Source organism: Anaerosporobacter faecicola (genome assembly GCF_012070565.1).
In the GTDB taxonomy this organism is placed as follows: Bacteria; Bacillota; Clostridia; order Lachnospirales; family Lachnospiraceae; genus Anaerosporobacter; species Anaerosporobacter faecicola.
The window spans coordinates 26,746-48,743 of sequence record NZ_JAAQRO010000034.1 but is presented as its reverse complement, the minus strand read 5'-3'; the positions used below and the strand labels follow the sequence as shown (position 1 = coordinate 48,743).

Genomic DNA, 21,998 nt, shown 5'->3' with positions numbered 1-21,998 from the left:
TCATATAATCTTGGATTAGGACGTCAAGATCTAACCTGTTTCTTCGCAAACATCCCCAAATATTACCTTATCTCATGTAATACAGGACATCCTTTGACACCCTAACCAGTTATAAACATTCTATTCATATCTTAATCGAAATTATGCACTATAACAATAGCATTACTGACTTGTTATTAGGTCAATATTGACATATAATGAATTCAGATGTGTGATTAAAAAATGTAGAAGGAATAAGCACCAATCCATGAAAGAATCAGAAAGGAACGATTATGTCTAAACATGAAATTATCCTAGCCAAGCCACTATTGCCCGTTTATTTTGACATCTATAACTCGAGTTACTCCATCGTACCAAACCATTGGCATACCCATATCGAAGTCATTCTAATCTTGCAGGGACAGATGCAGGTGATCTGTAACCAGAATAATCTCCTGCTGAATAGCAATGACCTAATGATCATCAATTCTACCGATATTCACTACACCAAAAGTATCGGAAATACGAAGGTTCTTCTACTACAGATTCCTTATGAATACCTGAAAAATGCCCTTCCTGACCTCAGCCAGATAACCTTTCAATCCTACATGCCAAACCGTACTTTTCAAAAAAATGAAGCATATCAAGAGCTGCTCCATGCTCTTCATTCCATGAAAGATGTCTATGAACAGAAGGAAGATGGCTATCCCTTTTTGTTCTGTCAATGGTTACAAACGTTTCTCTATACACTTTATACGCAGTTTTCTACAAGGCAGAATGGAATCTCTGTTGCTACGGATACAAAAGCCAATGAACGAATGCGAAATATCATTACTTACATAGAAGAACATTATATGGAACAACTCACACTTCAGGGGGTATCTGGTATATTTGCCTTGAATCCAGAGTATTTCTGCCGCTATTTTAAGAAACAGATCGGTTTCTCCTTTCTGAAGTACGTCAATCTTGTGCGAATTTCTCATATCGTACATGACCTTACCTATACCGAGGATGCCATTATCGATATACTGAATCGGCATGGCTTTACCAACCATAAACTCTTCTATCAATTGTTCAAAGAAACCTATCATACAACGCCTACTGCAATTCGTAAGCAGAAACATTCCTAAGCCATTCTTAATCATAGATGCAAAAAATCCAAAGGATGTTCTTCATACAACGTTGTAGGACATCACTTTGGAATTATTTATTGCTAATCGATTTTGGCATTTTTCTTTTTCAAACGTTTTAAGAACTCATCTCGCAACACAATCTGATCTTGTAATTTTGCTATCTCCTGTTGCAGAGATTCTATATATTCTATGGTTAATTTTGCACCATGCTTGTTCACAAGGTCTTCTCCTGCTTGTACTTCCTCTAACCACTGCATGGTTGAATTCTTTCTCATATCCTGAAAAGTATGATCTTCCTTAATAAACATCTATCTTTTTTGTCCTTTCTATCAATCCTTACGAGCAAATGGATCGTTCTTGCTGTCTTCATTCCATACGTATTCGATATCTTTTGCAATCTTTCTTGCTACTTCTATTCCATAACGATCTGCCATGAATCCAAGTGCCATATCCATACCCGCAGATACTCCTGATGAGGTGTAGAATTTGCCATCCACCACCCATCGCGCTTGTTTTTGCCATTGCACCTTCTCTGATGTAGACATAACCCAATCGAATGCCGATTTATTCGAAGTAGCTTGTCTTCCATCTAATATTCCAGCTTGTCCAAGTAACGCAGATCCTGTGCAGATTGACAGACAATACGTAGCTTGTTTACTAATCTCTTTTAAATGGAGCAAGAATTCCTCATTGTTTACCAAGTTTCTTGTTCCTCTTCCACCCGGTAAGACGATCACCCCATCTGATTCAATCTCCTTAAATGGTACCGTATCGATTGGTGTCTTTTGCGCACTGTAAATGGTTCCTCCTGTAAGAGAACAATAATACAATTCATGACTCTCCTGTCTCGCTAAGATTTCCACTGGGCCAAACAAATCCAATGTCTCAAATCCATCAAATAAGATAAAATAAATCTTCATATGCTCTCCCCTCTTCCTCGTAACTCCGTCTTCTATAATACGTTGACATATCTGCTAAAATGTAAACCAATAAAATTTTCTTGCCTTAAATGGTTGAAATCCACAGGCTTTCGCAACTGCCTTCGAAGCATCATTGGAATCCACACAGTCCCATTGTACCACACATTTCTTATCAACACATGCATTAACAAATGCCGTTGTCATGGCAGTCGCAATTCCTTTGCGGCGATGATTTTTATCGGTTTTAATATCAACTACAAGGTACTCATGAAATCTTGCACTTCCAAAACAAATGCCAACAATGGTTTCTTCATAAAGGACTGCTATTGCAAGACTATTCTTTAAAAAATCTTCATCTGATTGAAAGGATGCATTTACCCTTGGTAATAGCATTTCCTCCTGTTTGTATTGATGCGCTCTCACTTGTGCAAGAAAATGCTCATCCACTTGTACAAGTTGATATTCGGAAGGTAATGTTCTTTGTTCTTCTAGTTTCTCCCCTCTTCGAAAGGAGTATTCCATCTCTTGTTCTAGTTTTTCTCCTTTTAGCGCCTCCAAAACAGCATTTCGTAGTTCTTCGTCTTCTACAGAAAATTCGAATTCTTCAAATCCTTTTTCCTTAATGGCAGGAAAAACCTCCCCATATAAAAATTGTTTAATTTTTGCGATACCTTCTGCATCTGCATGAATTTGACTTCGGTCCGCCAAGATACCATATCCACCTACGCACCAAGAATAGATTACAGCCAGCAAAGGTGGCTCCTCTTTGCTAAAATAGCAATCTCCTTTGGCGGTTCCTGCTAGAATACCGGAATAACTTGGACATCTCTCTTCTAATAATGTTTCGTACATGTTGATTCTCCTCCTTCGATTGTAACTCTTTTAACTTTGCTCTACCGTCTTCGATCCATCCAATGGATATCCTCTTCCAAGACATAACTTACCATATCTTCATATTCCATTGCTCGTAAAGTTGGTGTTGCTTGCATGACATAGATCTTCTGCTTGTCTGGCATAACCGTTACATTCTGACCACCATATCCATGGCATCCATACCATCCTTCACCAATCCACCACATATATCCATATCCCGGGTTTTCTTTGGAAGGTGTAATTGCCTGCTGTATATAGTTGTTCGATAAAATCTGTTTTCCTTCATAGACACCTCCATTAAGGAATAACTGACCAATCTTTAATAAATCTCTCGCAGACAGATTCGAAGTTCTCTCCTCTGCCTCATTATCGCCTCCCGCAACACTATAGGTTGTCCCACAAGGACTTTTCCACCATCGTCCACTCACAATCCCCAGAGGTTGATACAATTCCCGATTTAGGAAATCGTAGAGGTCTTCCCCACAGGCTTGTTCAATCACATGGGCTAACAATAGAACATCCCATTCCTTGTAATTATATCGCATACCTGGAACATCACTACAGGCAACATCGGCGATATAGGCAAGCCAGTTATCGGACATACGCAATTGCCTTAGAAGTGGACAATGATAGTGAACACCTCCAACCCAGTAAATACCCGATGACATCGTCAGGAGATGACGTACCTTGATCAGCTTATGATAAGGGTGCCGATTTTCAGCAAACAGCGGAATGTACTTAGCAATGGGATCATCTAAGCTTTTGATGAACCCCTTGTCTAAACAAAGTCCTACTAGTATAGAGGTAATACTTTTTCCAATGGATCGGATCACATTACGGCTTTCTGGCGTAAATCCATTATAGTAACATTCTGCCACAATCTCCCCCTTCTCATATAGAAGAATACTGTTGATCTGGCGATAGCGTTTTCGATTCACATATGCATCAATTTCCTCTTTTAACATTTTAGATACCTACCTATGATGGATTTCGTATTTTCTTTTAATTCTTTTGGTGTTCCTGTTGCAATGACCTCGCCACCTTCACGTCCTCCCCCGATTCCCATCTCAATCAAATGATCGCAATTAGAAAGGATATAGGGATCATGTTCCGTCACAATTACGGAGTTTCCTCGATCAACCAATTCATTCATTAATAACAGCAATTTTTCACTATCACTGAATGACAAGCCGGTCGTTGGTTCATCTAATATGTACAAGGCTCCTTTTGCCGTACTCCCCTTGGATAGCTCTTTTGCCAGTTTGATTCGCTGGCTCTCGCCACCTGATATTGTTGGCGTTGCTTGCCCAAGTTTAATATATCCCATGCCTACCCGTTGTAGAATGGCTAACATCTCCTCGATCTTTGAATCCTTATCTTTGAAGAATTCAACGGCTTCATCCACACTCATCTGTAAAATCTCTCGAATGTTTTTTCCATCCAAGGTGACATCCATTGCTTCTTTTACATAACCGGTTCCTTCACAATCTTCACAAGTCACGTCCATAAAATTACCGAAACCTACATAATAATGTACGACCCCTTCTCCTTTGCAGGTAGGGCATCCACCCTCAGAATTCACCGAGAACATACCTGCTGTATAGCCAAGCTCTTTAGCCTCTTCTGTCTGTGCGAATAAGATACGCACACGGTCCATGATTCCAATATAGGTTGCTGGACAAGAGGTTTTCGTTCTTCCAATTGGACGTTGATCGATCACGTAGCAACGTTTGATTTTCTCTACGCCTTCAAGAGTTGCTTCTACTCTTTCGTTGGACTCTCCACCACTAGAGACAAATTTGGTTTTTAACATTTCCTTTAATTTGGGTACTAACGTATCCGAGATCAAACTGGATTTTCCACTTCCCGATACACCCGCTACACCAACCATGACACCAAGCGGTATGGTAACATTGACATCTTTCAGGTTGTGTAGATTGGCATGGGTAATCTGCAGTTGTTGTTTTGGATTCACTGGCCGATAGGTATTCTTAATGTTAAAACCTTGTTCCTTTGTGAGATATGGAGCGGTTCGAGATTCCTTACATGAGAGAAATCCTGCATAATCGCCTTCATAGATCTTTTGTCCGCCATGAATTCCCGCATCCGGCCCCATATCAATGATGTAATCCGCTTCACGCATAAAATTCTCATCATGTTCCACCGCAACAACCGTATTTCCGCTGTCCACCAATTTCCGAATGATATGGATTAGATTCTTCTTCTCTATCTCATGCAATCCAATCGTTGGCTCATCGAAGATAAAGATGATAGAATCCATCTCCGCTATAATATAGGCAGCTAAGAACAACCGCTGCATCTCTCCACCGGATAGGGTTGGAATCTTTCTAGAAAGAGAAAGATGGTGCAAGCCAACATCAATCAGGCATTGTAATTTAAGAAGAATTTGACTAAGCAACGTATTGTTTCCTTCCTGTTGCTTTAAGAATTCATACAGTTCTCCTATGTCCATTCGTTCCATCTCTACCAGGTTCTTCCCTGCAAATGTTGTATGTGCTGCTTGTTCACTGATTCCCATTCCTTTGCATTTTGGACAGGTCTTGTATTGTATACAATCTAATTTTGTAATCCAATTCTTTCTATTCTTCTGCCGATGATAATTATAGCTTTGAATCAACCAGGGAACAACGCCTAGAAAACGTTTCTTTCCTCCATCTCCATACTTGAATAGCATCATTTCTTCTTCACTCAATGAATCCAGTGTTCGATTGGAACGTACGCCATATGCTTTTTCAAAATGATAGGTCAAATGGCAGTAATGTGTCTGTTCGCCTCCGAATAGATTCTCCAAAGTCACTTCTGGATCCTGGAAGATCTGGTCTTCATCAACCGTATAGATAGACCCCGCTCCCATGCATTTGATACACATGCCTTTGGGAGAATTCTTTTGAAACATAGCAATCTCCAACGGTTTACCATCATCGTAACGAGGATCTTTTTCTCCATAGTTGCTTAGTAGAGCGGCTAACATTGCCTCCAACTTAATCCTTGTTCCCACGGTACTTCTGGGATTTGATTGCCGAATCACACGTTGTTCTACTGCAACCGTTGGCGATAATCCATCGATCCGATCGAAACTCTGCTCCTGTTCCACCATGAATTGTGTCCCAGAAAACGTAAGATATCGCTTCTTCCCTTCCTCATACAGCGTATCAAATGCCAGACTGGATTTGCCGCTCCCCGATACTCCAGTGATCACCGTCATTTTGTTCTTTGGTATGGATACATTCACTCCCTGTAGATTATGGATCCTTGCATTTTGAATCGTTATGTTTTTCTTCATTCCGTTCCCCTCTTTAAGTTTGTAGGAATACATGGCGTTTAATCAAGTCGTATTCGCACACGGGATTCCTACCTGTTATTCTTCTACTGCTTGGTACACTTCATTTACATAGATAGCATCTCCGCCATCTTCTCGTTCATATTCTCTTGTATAGAACTTCCATTTTCCATCGGTATCTTTAATCATGGTCAGTTTTTCATAATTTACAATGTTCTCTTCGAACCAAAACATCGTATCTTTATCCACATCGCCATAATATTCTTCCACATATTTCTTCTCAGCTTTATTTGCCTTGGAAATCTTTCGTTCCTTACTGATATCATAGGAGGACATTCCATACACAACATAGCGGTCTCCTTCTTTCACAACATTTGTCACATCATATCCCACTAGTACTTCGAATATACTGGAATCTTTGGAGCCTACTCCACCTGAATTGATGGCTGCTTGGGACTGATGGGCGATGCATTTCTCATTCTTATAGGCATCCTCAGTGGTTATGATTAGTCCTGAGTCTAGCAAATTTCGTTCTCCTTTTGTCTGGCAGTCAATTCCTGCTACAAGGAATTTGTTATACATGATACGGAAATAATCCATTGGTTCAAAGGAGAAGCTATTGAGGCAACCACCATTTCCATCTTCGTTACGTACATAGATATCGGTATAACAAGGTGCGATAAAATCATCTTCCTCACTAACGGTATATTCCAGTAAATACACATTCTTTTGTTCCGTATAGATGGAATTATAGATATCCGAAAGGGATTCTACATCATAAATGTTCTGATATATGCCTCCTGTTGATTCCGCAATATATTGTAGTGTATCTGAATCACAGGAAGAACCAATACCAATCAGAAACAATGGGATATGATTGGATACGGCTGCATCGATTACATCCTCTGGTGTGTACACGCTTAGATTATCAATTCCATCCGTAAATCCGATTACACATTTTGCATTGTCACAAGACTGAATACGTGCAATCTCATTAATCAGCGTATCATATAGACGTGTCTCTCCACCTGCTACCATGGAATTGATGGAATTCGTTACCTGTGATGCATCATTGGTAAAGCTTTGACAGATATAAGCTTCTTCATTAAATGCGGTGATCTCCATTTCATCCCCCTTATCAAACTGCATAGAATCCACGAATTTGATCATTGCCTCTTGTGTTTCTCCCATGAAGTCTGCCATACTTCCACTGACATCGGCCACAAGGCCAATACTGATTCCTTCATTCTGATTTAATTTGGCGGCACTGGTTAGGGTTGTGCGGTTCAATTCTTCGTCTAGGCTTCTTCCTTCATTTACAAAGAAAGCATTCGAACCAAGGTTATCCACAAAGTTACCGTCTTGATCCGTTACCTCTACATACATCTTCATATTCGGGTAATCGGATAAGTCATATTGTCGAACGGTAACATTATAACTATCAAAATTGCTGTTGGCTAAGCTTATGGTATTTTCCCATTGTTCAAGTACCCTCCATGCCTCAACATAATTCTTTTCATCTAGATAATTCTGTACATTCGTTTTATATGTATCAATTGCTTCAAGATCACTGTCTAAAGCAAATTCAATTTCTATCGCTTCTAATTCCGCTTTCTTACAATCAATCTGTTCTACACTAGAGTCTTCTAATGATTGCATGAAGCTTTCCACTTCTTCCTTCTGCTTGTCGATTGTCTCTGTAGACTTATGTAAATCAATTGCTTCTAAAATGGCATTACATAATTCCTGATATTGTGCTTCGTCATCCTCTGAAACAAGATAATTTAACTTTCTGGTCTCCATCTCTTCCAGCCAGTCATTTACCTTTTCCACATAAGTATCCCATTTGTCTTGTTTGTCCTGTTCCACTTGTTCCTGATGGTCATTGTAAAACTTCCAGCCAATTCCACCTCCTGCCACAAGTACAAGAGCAGTCACAATGGCAATAATTTGTGCTTTCTTACTCTTTTGTGGTTTTGGTTGTGCACTTGATTGTGTATTCAGGACTGGTTGCTGTTGCACTTGGTTTTGTACTGTTTGTTGGTACTGTGACGACCATTGATTCTGTACTACCTGTTGTTCTTGTCCTGCTTGCTGCTCCTGTCCGATCTGCTGTTCTTGTTCTGCGTCCACAACAATACGCGTCAATGGTGCTCCACAATTTCTACAAAACCTCGAATCCTGGTTGTTTTCTGTTCCACATTTGCTACAAAACATAGTATTCCTCCTATCTTACGGATCTTTTCTTACGGATCTTTTCTTTCGGATCTTGTCTTACGTATCTCAGACTTATAACTTTGTATATTGCTAATAAGTCCTCTCAAAGAGTTATTGCGGAATGAATTGAACGTCTAGATCCACATTTCCTTCTATTCCATCAACTTTACCACTTTCCGAATACTGCCAAAACTGGAATGCATATGGCGTTTGCGGTGTCAATTCATAATCTGCATACCAGATTGGATACTCCTGTAATTGCTCTAAATCGAATAACTCTGCTTCCCAAACCATATTGCTATAGATCATCGGCTCATAGCCAGCTTGCTTTACTTTTTCACAGAAGGTAATGGTATTCGCAGTGAATTGTTCTCCTGTTACGTCATCTGTTCTAGCTACACTATCTCTAATAAGCTCCGGATCGAATACTACGGGAAGTTCTAGCGTAATCCCTTGCAATGCTTCGATTACAAAATCTGCTTCCTCACTGGCTTCTTCTTCATTAATTGCTTGAGAGAATATATAAACTCCCACATCAAGTCCTGCTTCATGCGCCTGCTTTACATACGTGTGAAAGCACTTATCCAGATTCAGACTTCCCGATTCCCCATATCCTCGAAAAGCTACACGTATGATTGCAAATTCATACCCGTCTGCTTTTACTTTTTTCCAATCAATCTCTCCCTGGTGATAGGATACATCAATTCCTTTCCTTATAGTATACCGTTCATCCCCTTCATAGGATATATTCTGTCCATCATTCTTGAGGCATGTCCAATCATACGCATGTTTATTCAAATTAGGATTAATCTCCGTATCGTGCCATTCTCCCCATGCATCAACAAAATGTAAGGTAGTAGGCTCTGTGTTCTCCTCTTCCTCCAGTACTTCCGTATCAGCTTGCTCCATATCACTTGTGGTTTCCGTTTCCGTACCAGCCTCCCCTGTCGCTTCTGTATTGGAATCTTGCTTGACGGTTTCTGCCTCTGCTTCCATATTGTTCTCCTGCTCTACGATGTTTTTCGTATTCGGATCCTCATTAGCATTCGGTTTGCATCCCGATAACGTAAGGATACATACCCCACAGGCAATAATGCCAGAAGCCCACTTCACGTTTCTTTTTTTCATACAGTATCTCCTTTTGTTTCTATGCATTCTCTATAAATCGATAATGTCTTCACTCATAAATTATACCGTAATTTAGCATAATTTACAGTATTATTTGTAGTTTAATTTACAAACATGACAGACTGTTGTCCTGTTTGATTTCCTATACTGATTATATTATGATGATGTAAGGTGAAAAGAGAAATGAATATACATATTTTGACCCTTGCATCCTATTATTTGCTTGTATAACTAGGCAAATACATTATGTCAACTAATTAGGAGGATTTAATATGAAATATCAATGTACTTTATTAGCCGTAAAAGATGTTGCGGTCTCAAAAAAGTTTTATCATGATTTATTTGAACAAGAAGTTGTTATGGATTTCGGAACAAACGTTACCTTTAGTGGTGGATTTGCGATTCAACAAGGATTTGCAGAATTAATGGAATTGCCAACTGAACAGGTTCTTGAAAAATCCAATAATATGGAACTTTACTTTGAAGTAGAAGATTATGATCAATACCTAGAGATGTTGTCAAAACGTTCGGATATCCATTATGTACACCCATCAAGAATGCACCCTTGGCACCAACGTGCTGTTCGGATCTATGATCCTGATTTCCACATCATAGAGATTGGTGAATCCATGGAAACGGTTGTTAAGAACTTATTAAAGCAAGGACATAGTATAGAAGAAACATCAAAGATGACAATGTATCCAATTCCATTTGTGGAACATTGTAAAGAAACGTTATAAGACGTTGCTAGGAAATTCCTGTTTGTTGAACAATAAACTAGACTTGCAAAACTCTCAATATATAAAATTTGCTTCCCTGCTGGGGTACAATGACAAAGAAGCGGTAGCGAAGCATCTTAGAACTTCTTAATGTGTACTAGACAAACTAGGAAGGTGAGGCAAGGAGGCCGAACCAGCCTGAGCTGAGGCAGGATGCCGAATCGATGGCGGTTTTTTATCACTTGAAAAACCTAGTGTACACATTTAGAAGTTTTTAGGTGCGTAGCGTGATTCGTGTCATTGTACCCTAGTAGGGAAGCAATTGAATATTAACCAGAGTTTTGCATTCTAACGCATATAGCACAAGTACACTACGTACGCTACAATGAGCTTTTACAAAAGCAACCGATACGCAGCTTCTTCCTTCTCTTTGATCTGCAAGAACAGTTCTGGAACTTCTGACAACGTATCTTCGTTGTCACACAAATACCGAACCACACAATCGGTGATCCGTTCAAATAATACGCCACTTTCTAGGAAATATGTACTTGCCTGCGTCCAATCCTTTCTTTGATAACGATTTCCCATTTCTAATAAGACATTACCCAAACAATCACAGTGCGCCTGATAAGGAATATCTTTCTCCTCAGCCCCTACTCCTAATAAACGATTCGGTAATTTAGGAACTTTTCCAAAGAACTCGGTTAATCCCATTAATGTTTTACGATATAGGTCTTTCCCTAATTCTTTCTCCCAATTTGGAAATTCACTAGCGATTTTATCAAATGCCGTCATTCCAAGAATGATTGGTTTTTCCCTTAATTGTTCCTCTGCCTTCCGTTTCATTGAGATATCCATGATCTGCTCCACCGACATTGGGTTCTCCGACAACGTAAAACGAATGAAACCATTCTTGTCTCCGACCGCATTTTTCTCAATATTCCAAGCCTTTATTAGTTCATCGATTGGAAGTTCCAAGAGATCGATTCGATCACAATCGTAGATATAGACACAATTTTTCTCCTCATCATATCCTACCATTAGAACATAATGCATCGGGATGTGATCTTTGTGATACATCTTTACATAAGGTAAGTGGTACATATCAAGCGGTCCAAGTATAACAGGGCGTTCCTCATTAATCTCTTTCTTGATTGTTTTCAGTGCATAAGAAACAGTCCCTCCTTCCGATATACGATAGGATAGACCAATCAGGTCTTTCAGCTTATCATAGACTTTTCTTGTTCGTCCATCTCCCACACTGAACATTCTTGCTTGATTTTCATCGGGTAGCTTTATATATGTATTTTCTCCAAAACAAGACATCCCGAAGAAGAACCCTTCCGGAACCTGTTCTCCCGTTATTTGTTCATATACGTCCTCTATACCACTCCACATACAACAACCACTACATAAATGATGCTTCAACGCAATAATTTTTCTCATCAAATTCCCTCCATTTTTAACAATTATCACAGTTTCCTATATCAATTAGGTCGTCAACTTCCCATACTGACAGCATAATGAATAAGAATCAAAATGGCTTATGACAACTTAACCTTATGTCAAAACAATAAACCCTCGCACTATACGAGGGTCAAGAGGAAAATAAATTATTTTTTTGTTGCTTCCCGATATACTTGTGGAGGGATCATTGGTTGATCCAGTTTTTGTTGTAGTTCCTCATCAATAAAGCCATTTTGCTTATACTGTTCCCCTGCTTGTTTTACATAAGCAAGGTACTGTGACGCGATGGGTTTTGCTTCTTCAACAGATAGCAATGGTTCTTCTACGCAAACAATTTTCGGTAAGTTTGCACCAAAGCATCGTTCGAATTGAAACAGCATCCCTTCATAGTTATTCTCTCGTTCCGGGAACCCACAACCTGTAATAAGCACCATTGGTATTTCCCTGGTTAATCGACTCTTATGTTGCGTCTTGCCTTGCTCCCCTTCATACTGTTCCTGACAGGACAACGGAAGCAATCGATCAATTACCGCTTTACAGGTAGATGGTACACCGTAACTATATAATGGTGTAGACCATATAATAAGATCTGCTTGCGTAATTTTCTCTAGTATGCTTGCCATCGCATCCTTCTGCACACATTTTCCAGGCGTCTTATTCCAACACCCATAACAACCTAGACAAGGTCTGATTTCCTCCTGAATAGTATGTACGATCTCTGCTTGTTCTTTCATGCCATCTAGGAATGCGCGGGTTAATTTTAAGGTATTGCTCTGTTCTCCCCTTGGAGAGCCATTCATTACAAGAATATTCATACTCTTTCCTCCTTTTCTTTCTTCCTTTTCCATATCCGTATAAAAGACGTGCTGTAGCGAAGCGAAGTATGCTTCCACCAAGTTAGCTGCCGAATCCCCTGCTCCGTAATTGTTACCAGTTTTATTTTACCAGCGTCGCTGTAATGCAGCATAGGGATTTGATCCTTCTAGGACAGAATAACAAAACGGAGCGCTTCACACAAGAAACGCTCCGTAGAGTTTTTGATCATTATTCCGATTCCTTATCCAGTTTACGAATCTCCTTATTGCGATACCAAATCAAACTCGTAACACTTCCTAAAACACCCGTCATAACAAACATACAAGCCATACCGCAACCTGGCGTATTCCCAAGAAGATCTAGCAAAAGGGTTGCTACAGTTCCTTTCCTTGCAAGAATTGGTTCGAACACATAATCTGCCAAAAAACCACCAAGCAAGATTCCAATTGGAATTGTACAAAACTGAATGGCATTACGAACAGCGAAGATTCTTCCCTGCATCTGTCTAGGAATGATCTTGTACAGAATAACATTCTGTGCTGCTGTTATGAACGGAATCGGTACACTAGCAGCCAACGCTGCAATGCTCCAGACAATTACATTCCTTCCACAACCCATGAGCAAATCACCAGCCAGGAAAGAAAATGCTGCCATTAGATAGATTTCTTTGATTACCTTTCCCGACCTTTTTCGCAGAGAGACGAATAATCCACCCAAAACACCGCCAAACCCAATTATAGCAGTAACAAAGCCTAGAACCTGTTTACTCTCACCACTACGAGCAAGAAGCATCGGAGATAGAATATTCTCATATGTCAGTCTTGAAAAAAAGTTCATACAAGCCATACTTACTACAATATAGAAGATTCCTTTGTGCCCATACAGGAATTGGAATCCTTCTTTACACCCCTCGAATATGCTAGACTTCTTCTCCTCTTCTTTCTGTAATTTCTCTGGAATCTTAATAAAGAAGAGAAGGACACTTTCTGCAAACAAAAAGGTTAATACATCAATCCCTAAAACACCTTCAATCCCGATGACAGCCATCAAGCTTGCTCCTAACATTGGTGTGATTACCGTTAACAGATTGCTAGAAAAGGAGTTCATTCCGCTTGCTTTTCCATAATCGGATTCTGGTACAAGAATCCCCACAGCAACCGACTGCGCTGGTGATTGAAAGGAATTCGCAAATCCAATTACCGTATTGATTAGATAGATATGCCAAATCTGCAACTGATCGGTAGATAATAAGAAGAACATTGTCAAACTTCCCAACGCTGCAATAAAATCCGTGATCAGCATAATCTTCTTTTTCGAATGCTGGTCAATATATGCTCCTGCGAACACACTAATTAAGATATAGGGTAAATACGAGCAAAAGGACATGAAAGAAACTGTCATTGCCGAATGGGTCTGTTCATATGCCCATATAATCAACGCATAGACGGACATGCCACTACCTAATTGTGACACCGAACCGCTAAGCCAAAAAAGTAAAAATGATTTATTATGTATTGTTTTCATTGGTTACTCCTCCATTATTCGTTATTTCTTATAATGATCTAGTTCCAATGAAGGACGTAGTCAAACTCTGTGTAAGTCAGATCATGCAATCCGTATCTTTCCCATACGTATATCTTACTGATCTTACTCGTCCATCTTAGAACCTACACAGAGTACATCAATCAAGAGTATTATTCGTCTACAAAGCATCTTCCTCTTCCTCTCTGTTACATCTCCACTTGGAAATGTATTCTTCTCATTCTATGAAAAATTACATAGTCATACATTGATTATACCTTATCTCTCACCTTTTCACAATTTCTGTATTTCTCTTTTCTTCTATAGGCCGCTTTTCGCTATTGTAATGCCAAAAACCTTGCGTAAATGTACCACTACGAACTACCCAAACCAGTATTTTATATTACATTTGTCACATCCCCTAACAATTGTAATATATTTTCCGATTTTTTGTCTATCATTTGATGACATTTTACACTAGTGATTTGCTCCATTAACGATTAAGATTTATGAAGATACAGAAATAAAACAAAGGAGTAAAGCAATGAAAATATTTTTGAAGTATGTCCTAAAATGTATGACAGAGAAAAAGGGACGGTTTATCTTATTATTAATTGCAATCGCAATGAGTGCTAGCTTGGTGGTAACAAGCACTGGTCTAGTCAATGTTATTCTGGATTCCATCTTACGACCTACCATCGTAACCTTTGAAGAGAAAGATCTATCCATTAAACCAACAGATAAGCAATTATCCTTCTTTTCTTGTGACGATCTATCCCCAGAAGGAATTGAACCAGATAGCCTGTTAAAAGAGATTCTAGTAAATGCTATGTTGATCGACAACGTTGATACGGACGATGAGACTACGAGAAATATTTCCATTAGTGCAAGAGATGTTTCCATGGTTCCAGATGATCTTCTCTTATCCGGTAACAAAAAAGATTTCGTCAATGATTCTTGTATCATCTCTGAACGTATCGCCGAAGAACGAAACCTGGTTGTGGGTGATTCCATTGAATTGATCATCGCTGGTGTCTCCAAAAAACTAACGGTTGTAGCATTAACTGCTCCCGACGGTTTCTTCTATAATGATAAACCAGAATCCTTCTCCATGATGGTCCCATACGACTATATGGCAAAAGAATTCGATGTAGAAGGTCTTTACAATAATGTAACCGCTTGTTCCAAAGATGGCGATATCGATAAAGCAACGGAAGCATTTAACAAAGCAAATGCGTCTCTTAACGCTTCCGAATTATTCGATGAAGACGAAATAAAAGATCAGTTTGGCAGCTTTAGTAGTGCCCTGTATGCCATGCTAATTATAGTAGTAGCAATGAGTTCCATCATCATCTATAGTACGTTCAAATTGATTATTACAGAACGTTTAACAACCATTGGTACATTCCTAAGCCAGGGAGCTACCGTAGGCAAGATCAAATTCATCTTACGACTGGAAAGTTTACTCTATGGAATACTTGGGGCGATCCTAGGAAATGGTCTTGGTGTTCTGGCATTGACCTTAATTACTCGTTTCATGTCACCATTGAAAGCCTATGGTATCTATGAGAAAGTAAATATAAAACCTAGTTACCTAATTATCGGAACGATCTTCTCCATTATCCTTTCTCTTGTATCTTCTTATCTTCCTGTACGTAAGATTGGAAAGTTACAAGTAAAAGAAGTAATCCTTAATGATGTACGTGTTTCTATGCATGTTGGCTATAAAAAGTTCATCATCGGTTGCATCCTATTGGGTTCAAGTATCCTCTTCTACCTGTTCGGTGGTAAACTGGTAACAAAAGCATCTCCTGTGTTACTCGTATTATCACTGCTTGGTACGATCTTAGCTTATCCAAAGGTGATTGATCTGTTATCCGGTTTGTTTAGTAAGCTATTCCGTGGAAAGAATAAATCCTTATTCTTTGCAGCTAATAATTTACGTACTTCAAAGATTTTATTAAACAATATTACATTAATCGTCATTTCCATACTATCAATATTATCAATCACCTCTGCTGCAGACAGTTTGTGTGACGTTGTAATCGATGCATATGCAAACCTGAATTGCGATGTTGAGATTAGCAATATATCTAATATCCGTGAAAATGATACAATTTCCGTTGCCGACCAATTAATCGACCAATTAGTTGACATCGGTGTGAAGAAAGAAGATATGAATGTTATCTATTCCGAATACGGTTTTCTTTACCTAAATGAAGACGATACGGAAAGTCAAACCGTCATGTATCTACACGGAATTGACCTGGATTCCTATATTGCGTACAATGGTTACCTTCATCTTGATGATGAAAAATACAAGAAGAATTTTGAAACATTCCGCTCGGATCCGAATGGTATCATCTTAACCAAATCCCAAGTAAAAGGAACTGGGAAAAAGATTGGAGACACCGTCTTTGTAGAATGTAATGGCGTACGTAGAGAACTTACCATTGATGCAATTATCGACGCTCGTCTCTACAATAACGGAATGGTTGGCTATGTAAGTCATGATACCATTGAAAACCAATTTAATGTACCTTCTGCAAATTACATTACCTTCCGTACTGACATTGATATGGATACATTCCTACCTAAATTAAAACCAATCGTCCGCTCCATTGGAGCCACTTACATTACAAAAACGAAAATGTGTGATAATAACATGAAACAAAACAGGTTCATGATGGATGGCTTAAGTATCTTCTCTTACTTAGCAATCGTTATTGCAGCATTAGGAATCATTAATAATGTTTCCATTAGTTTTATACAGAGAAAAACAGAATTCGCTGTACTATCTTCTGTTGGTATGGAGAATTCCTTACGAAGAAGAATCCTGTTGATTGAATCCTTTACTTGCGTAACTTGGGGTATGTTGATTGCAATCGCCTACAGTACAATTGGTATTCCTCTTCTTGGTAAGATCATGGAGACCATCGGGTATTCCTTTGATATATCCTTAGCGTATTCCTCTCTTCCAATTGTATATTTGGTATCCTTAGTAGTCGTATTAATGGCTACGATTCCTACCATATTTAAGAGTAGAAAATTATCTATCGTTCAAGAATTAAAATATGAGTAATTCATTATAGAAAAGTGAGGTATAAACCATGAAAGTGATCGAAGCAATTAATTTGAATAAGAAATTCATTAACGGAAAAGAAGAAACACATGTACTAAAAGATATCAATCTTTCTATCCATCAAGGAGAATTCGTCTCCATCATGGGTCCATCGGGAAGTGGTAAATCCACTCTTCTCTATTTACTGGGCGGACTTGATGCACCTACAAGCGGAAGCGTCATGTTAGAAGATACCGATTTAAGTAAAGTAAAACAAAAACAAATGAGCAAACTTAGAAGAAGTAAGATCGGATTTGTATTCCAATTCTATAACCTTGTACCAAACTTAAGTGTTGAAGATAATATTCTCCTCCCAATCATACTTGATGGAGAAAATCCTAAAAAGTACGAAGCAGCACTTACTGATATTCTTGAAACCATCGGTTTAACCGACAAACGTAAGCTTACACCAAGAGAATTATCTGGTGGACAGCAACAACGTGTTGCAATCGCAAGAGCTCTTGTCTTTGATCCTGATATCATTTTCCTTGATGAGCCAATTGGTAACTTAGATTCCAAAACAGGAAAAGAAATCATGCAACTCTTCCAAACCATCAACCTCAAATACAATAAGACCCTCGTACAGGTTACCCACTCTGCAAAATCTGCAAAGTACGGAACAAGCATTGTTCGTCTCGTTGATGGTCAGATTGTTGAACACATTGATGTTTGTGAGGAAGAAAGTATTACAGCGTAGATTGTAGTAAAGTTATTGTAGCGCCAATCAAGTATAAAAAACGATGCCATGAATGTTTGCATTCGGACGCATCGTTTTTTTATTTCTGCTTCTAATTTCAATTTGTAGATACAACACAGCAGGAAACACACCGTGATTCCTTGTGTTTCTTAAATAGCTCTAGTTGTTTTCCTTTCTTACATTTCTTATATTTCTTGTAGATTACGTTTTACTGAATAAATGTTTGACATTTCTCCTTCTATTCGATATAATAGCTTTTGTCAGTGTTTCAATCACATATGCGCGAGTGGCTCAGTGGTGGAGTATCGCCTTGCCAAGGCGAGGGTCGCGGGTTCGAATCCCGTCTCGCGCTCTCAAATGAATAAAAGTAGGATATCCGTAAAGGATATCCTACTTTTATTTTCGAGTCCAATCCTGGACTCGAAGTTCGAATGTCTACACTCCGTTTCGGTCCGCGCTGGGCCGAGGTCCACTGGACCTCGAGCGCCGTCTCGCGCTTTCTGTCCTATCCTGGACTCGAAGTTCGAATGTCTACACTCCGTTTCGGTCCGCGCTGGGCCGAGGTCCACTGGACCTTGTGCGCCGTCTCGCGCTTTCTGTCCTATCCTGGACTCGAAGTTCGAATGTCTACACTCCGTTTCGGTCCGCGCAGGACCAAGGTCCACTGGACCTTGTGCGGTCTACACTCCGTTTCGGTCTGCGCAGGACCAAGGTCCACTGGACCTTGTGCGCCGTCTCGCGCTTGGCTGCTCACTACTTTAATCTTGTTGAGATTGTTGGTTATCGGAAGCAGATTTATATAGGTATTCCTGTAAACTTATTACTGATTGTTGCTTGTATGATATTGGTATTGGTGCGCAAGCAGAAATTGGTCTCTATAGGCCTTACCTTGAAAAATATTGGTAAGGCGTTGGCGACCGGAACGGTTCTTGGTATTATCTTCTCTTTTTTTATGAATATTCTTCCGAACATCCTAGAAGGCGGTAAAATTATTTCGGTTAATCAAGCAATATATAACTTATTTTACTACTTTATTATTATTTCTTTATCAGAAAAAGTCATTTTCAGAGTCTACATTCAGACGAGGATGTATGGTATAATCAAGAATGACAATTTAGCAGTTCTAGTGATAGGCTTTTTGTTTAATACGATGCATCTACCCTTTCAAATGCCTGTTAACGGTATGCAAATTAATCTGGTCAACTTGATTGTTATAATTTTTTTGCATTTTGTGATGAACGCATTATATCGTAAATATAATTCCCTTGCAGGTGCAATTGTGTTCCACGGGCTTCTGGATTGGGGCGGTAATTTATTCCGATAGGTTTGCGTGAGAAAATCTATTTATCCTACAAAATATAAAAACGAACATAAAAGTTAAATATAGGGAAGGAAGCAAACAATGAAAATCGGTGTTATCACAGATATACATAACAATGTAATTGCTTTAGAGGCAATCTTAGCAAAATTCAAAGACCTTCATATAGATGGAATCATATGTTGCGGTGACATGATAGGGATTGGCCCAAGACCAGAAGAAACCGTTACTACGATGATGAATTTAGATAATCTATTCGCTTGCGTAAGAGGAAATCATGAACGGTATTATCTTGAAAGCATGCCAACTACAGTACCTAATGACGAGCACATGGATTGGGGTGAGATCGAGCTTCATAAGTGGGAGCACAATCTACTAAGCAAGGAAAGCAAGTCTTTTTTGGATAGTTTGCCCTATTCACAATTTCTTGAGATTTGTGGAATAAGAATTTATGTCTCTCATTATTGTCTTAATTCAGATAATATATATGTAAACTATACTCCAAACCCTACCGCAGAAGATTTGGATAAAATGTTTTCGAATATTGATGCCGATCTTATACTTTTCGGACACAACCATACATGTTCTATCGTTAATAGCAATAATAAATGGTATGTCAACTGTGGATCGTTAGGCTGTCCCTCAAAGGATAAAGATGTGGCTAGAGCAGGAATTGTTGAGATTAATTCGGGTGTGGTAGATATCAAACATTTGCAAATTAATTATGATGTTAATACGGTTATTGCGGATATAGAAGCGCAAAAGTATCCTGATTATGATATGATCTTAAAATATTTTTATGGTATTGAATAATGAAAATATGCACCCTATTGTCTGCACATCACTCATAATGGCTAAAGCCTTTTCTTTCCCATTAGTAAGATGTGATTATGTTTCGAAGGTCTACTCTCCGCTTCAGTCCATGTAGAACTAAAGTACACTGGTAAAAGTTTTAAGATAAGTTCTGCATTTATAACTTTTTTTTCAGATAAACCATATCAACAAGTTGTATCCCATCTTCAAACATTAGGTGATTATAATTATCTACAAAAAAGTTCTTTTTTCTATGTGATTCTTTAAATCCACAAGATGTATAAAAAGAAAGCGCAGAAGGAACATCTCCTGTTCCAACAAGCATCTCCTTTCCTTCTGGATAATTCGCAAGCACATATTCTATTAGGCGTTTCCCATAACCCATTCGTTGACAATCAGGTGTTACAGCAATGTTTTTTATCTCATATATCCCTTCTGCTTCCTTTGTTACTACACATTCAGCTTTTACACCGTTATCATCTAACACATACATTTCGCCACGCTCCAGATATTGATCGATCATATCTTCTTGTTCATCCGCTAATAAGAGCAGATCCATATACACCTTTTTATTCTCTACTATTTTATTAAATTCCATAACGATTCTCCTTTTTCTATTTTGATTTTTCTATCGCTTCACTCTATATAGAATTCCTCTCTACTTCCTAAAATCACGCCACACAATTGCGCTTCTTCCTATGTACATATCCTTAAAATCGTTGGCATTGCGTAAATTATATAGAGACCATGGTTGTCTACAGATACGTTACCATGGTCTCTATATTCATTAACCAATTCCATTTAAAACAGGTTAATTAATATGATTGAAAAGAATAAACATAACCACATGGTCATGCCTATACCCTATCCTAGATTCCATAAGATTAAGCAATTGCACTTTGCTCAATTACAATTACAGTTAACATATAAAATCCTCCAATAATTTTTTAAATCATACCATGTATACATAATGTCGTCAATATATGTTTATATCATAATATGATGTAAGGGTCAAAAGTAGATTTTGACCCTTACTGATGCACGGAATGTTTAAGAATTTTGTAAGCTGCAAAACAAGGTGGTTGCATAATTTAATTTTGACTAACTAACATGTAATACAAAAATACAATATTTGCCTAAGTAATAACAGAATGGTATAATGAGCAAATACATAAGAAGATAGCTATACTGGAATTGTAAAATCAAAACATTCCTAATTAAGTGGAGGTATCCTATAATGATAATCGAAGTTAATGCAACAACATTACTAGCTGCTGCGGAAATACACTCCAAGGCATGGCAAGATTCTCATACTGGGTTTTGTAGCGATGAATTCATAAAGCAGCATACCATTTCTCATCAAAAAGAGTATCTAGAAAATGAAATGAACGATGGAAAAAAACTATATATGTTAATAAAAGAAAAGCCTGTTGGTATTGTTTCAATCAAAGAGAATACACTTATCGAGAATCTATATATACTACCAACTGAACAGCATAAAGGATATGGAACCGAATTGTTGTTATTTGCGATTGGACAATGTTCGGAAACGCCGCGACTTTGGATTCTTGACAATAATCAAAAAGCGTACTCGTTATATGCAAAGTATGGTTTTCGACTAACTGGACAAAAACATACACTCTCAAGCACACTTGCAGAAGTGGAAATGGCACTACTGATCTGTACACAGTAACGTTCTGTTCATTGTAAATATAATGTATACAATCGATATCTCAACAGATTTTGTTTGCAATTGGAGTATATTGAATTCCAATTATCAAAAAGTTATAATAGTAACTAGGAATTATCTAGAAGTTAATTCACGCTTCTTCCTTTCCTACTACTACTATTGAATTGCACGTCATGTACTATTAATCAAAAGAAAGGGTGATATGATATGAAGTTCGCATTGAAATCCAAAAGAACACTTATTGCATGGAGGGAGACAAAAAATTAGCCTCACTTACAGAAATGG

General features: G+C 38.5%; 18 protein-coding genes and 1 tRNA gene. 8 read left to right on the top strand and 11 right to left on the bottom strand.

Going from position 1 to position 21,998, the window contains the following annotated elements:
* Window positions 1–272: 272 nt before the first annotated feature.
* Window positions 273–1,109 carry a helix-turn-helix domain-containing protein gene (locus HBB17_RS15290; RefSeq protein ID WP_167958383.1) on the top strand — a complete coding sequence of 279 codons (837 nt, stop codon included), beginning with the start codon at window positions 273–275 and terminating at the stop codon, window positions 1,107–1,109.
* A gap of 83 nt (window positions 1,110–1,192) precedes the next feature.
* Here the strand turns inward: HBB17_RS15290 and HBB17_RS15285 are convergent, their stop codons facing one another.
* The 7 genes from HBB17_RS15285 to HBB17_RS15255 all read right to left on the bottom strand — a co-directional run bounded on the left by HBB17_RS15285 (window position 1,193) and on the right by HBB17_RS15255 (window position 9,551).
* Window positions 1,193–1,387 carry a hypothetical protein gene (locus HBB17_RS15285; RefSeq protein ID WP_167958382.1) on the bottom strand — a complete coding sequence of 65 codons (195 nt, stop codon included), beginning with the start codon at window positions 1,385–1,387 and terminating at the stop codon, window positions 1,193–1,195.
* Between the two features lie 54 nt (window positions 1,388–1,441).
* Window positions 1,442–2,032, bottom strand: coding sequence for a DJ-1/PfpI family protein (locus HBB17_RS15280; protein ID WP_167958381.1), 591 nt, complete (start codon window positions 2,030–2,032; stop codon window positions 1,442–1,444).
* A 54-nt stretch (window positions 2,033–2,086) separates the two neighbouring features.
* On the bottom strand, window positions 2,087–2,884 hold the full coding sequence (locus HBB17_RS15275) for a GNAT family N-acetyltransferase (protein ID WP_167958380.1): 798 nt from the start codon (window positions 2,882–2,884) through the stop codon (window positions 2,087–2,089).
* Between the two features lie 41 nt (window positions 2,885–2,925).
* A complete protein-coding gene (locus HBB17_RS15270; protein WP_167958379.1) occupies window positions 2,926–3,870 on the bottom strand; it encodes a serine hydrolase domain-containing protein in 945 nt (314 codons plus the stop codon).
* Window positions 3,864–6,209, bottom strand: coding sequence for an excinuclease ABC subunit UvrA (locus tag HBB17_RS15265; RefSeq protein WP_167958378.1), 2,346 nt, complete (start codon window positions 6,207–6,209; stop codon window positions 3,864–3,866). Before HBB17_RS15265 ends, HBB17_RS15270 begins: the two co-directional genes overlap by 7 nt.
* Before the next feature lie 75 nt (window positions 6,210–6,284).
* A complete protein-coding gene (locus HBB17_RS15260; protein WP_167958412.1) occupies window positions 6,285–8,423 on the bottom strand; it encodes a VWA domain-containing protein in 2,139 nt (712 codons plus the stop codon).
* Window positions 8,424–8,534: 111 nt separating this feature from the next.
* Window positions 8,535–9,551 carry a glycoside hydrolase family 25 protein gene (locus HBB17_RS15255; RefSeq protein ID WP_238483768.1) on the bottom strand — a complete coding sequence of 339 codons (1,017 nt, stop codon included), beginning with the start codon at window positions 9,549–9,551 and terminating at the stop codon, window positions 8,535–8,537.
* A 272-nt stretch (window positions 9,552–9,823) separates the two neighbouring features.
* Here HBB17_RS15255 and HBB17_RS15250 point away from each other — a divergent pair, with 272 nt between their 5' ends.
* Window positions 9,824–10,291 (top strand): VOC family protein, encoded by a 468-nt coding sequence (locus tag HBB17_RS15250; protein ID WP_167958377.1) that lies wholly within the window; start codon window positions 9,824–9,826, stop codon window positions 10,289–10,291.
* Window positions 10,292–10,663: 372 nt separating this feature from the next.
* Here HBB17_RS15250 and HBB17_RS15245 read toward each other — a convergent pair whose 3' ends face one another.
* The 3 genes from HBB17_RS15245 to HBB17_RS15235 form a co-directional block, all read right to left on the bottom strand.
* Window positions 10,664–11,716, bottom strand: coding sequence for a BtrH N-terminal domain-containing protein (locus tag HBB17_RS15245; protein ID WP_167958376.1), 1,053 nt, complete (start codon window positions 11,714–11,716; stop codon window positions 10,664–10,666).
* Window positions 11,717–11,883: 167 nt separating this feature from the next.
* Window positions 11,884–12,552: a flavodoxin family protein gene (locus HBB17_RS15240; protein ID WP_167958375.1), complete on the bottom strand. Its 669-nt coding sequence runs from the start codon at window positions 12,550–12,552 to the stop codon at window positions 11,884–11,886.
* 229 nt (window positions 12,553–12,781) lie between these two features.
* Window positions 12,782–14,077, bottom strand: coding sequence for an MFS transporter (locus HBB17_RS15235; protein WP_167958374.1), 1,296 nt, complete (start codon window positions 14,075–14,077; stop codon window positions 12,782–12,784).
* 574 nt (window positions 14,078–14,651) lie between these two features.
* Between HBB17_RS15235 and HBB17_RS15230 the strand changes: the two genes are divergently transcribed.
* The 5 genes from HBB17_RS15230 to HBB17_RS15210 all read left to right on the top strand — a co-directional run bounded on the left by HBB17_RS15230 (window position 14,652) and on the right by HBB17_RS15210 (window position 20,023).
* Window positions 14,652–17,156, top strand: a complete 2,505-nt coding sequence (locus HBB17_RS15230) for an ABC transporter permease (protein ID WP_167958373.1) — start codon at window positions 14,652–14,654, stop codon at window positions 17,154–17,156.
* Between the two features lie 28 nt (window positions 17,157–17,184).
* On the top strand, window positions 17,185–17,892 hold the full coding sequence (locus tag HBB17_RS15225) for an ABC transporter ATP-binding protein (RefSeq protein WP_167958372.1): 708 nt from the start codon (window positions 17,185–17,187) through the stop codon (window positions 17,890–17,892).
* A gap of 280 nt (window positions 17,893–18,172) precedes the next feature.
* A tRNA-Gly gene (locus HBB17_RS15220) sits at window positions 18,173–18,244 on the top strand.
* 486 nt (window positions 18,245–18,730) lie between these two features.
* Window positions 18,731–19,216 (top strand): CPBP family intramembrane glutamic endopeptidase, encoded by a 486-nt coding sequence (locus tag HBB17_RS15215; RefSeq protein WP_167958371.1) that lies wholly within the window; start codon window positions 18,731–18,733, stop codon window positions 19,214–19,216.
* A 78-nt stretch (window positions 19,217–19,294) separates the two neighbouring features.
* Entirely contained in the window at window positions 19,295–20,023 is a 729-nt protein-coding gene (locus HBB17_RS15210; protein WP_167958370.1) for a metallophosphoesterase family protein, read from the top strand.
* A gap of 157 nt (window positions 20,024–20,180) precedes the next feature.
* Here the strand turns inward: HBB17_RS15210 and HBB17_RS15205 are convergent, their stop codons facing one another.
* Window positions 20,181–20,621, bottom strand: coding sequence for a GNAT family N-acetyltransferase (locus HBB17_RS15205; RefSeq protein WP_167958369.1), 441 nt, complete (start codon window positions 20,619–20,621; stop codon window positions 20,181–20,183).
* Between the two features lie 639 nt (window positions 20,622–21,260).
* Between HBB17_RS15205 and HBB17_RS15200 the strand changes: the two genes are divergently transcribed.
* Complete coding sequence (locus HBB17_RS15200) at window positions 21,261–21,716, top strand: GNAT family N-acetyltransferase (protein WP_167958368.1); 456 nt, start codon at window positions 21,261–21,263, stop codon at window positions 21,714–21,716.
* The last annotated feature ends 282 nt before the right edge of the window (window positions 21,717–21,998 follow it).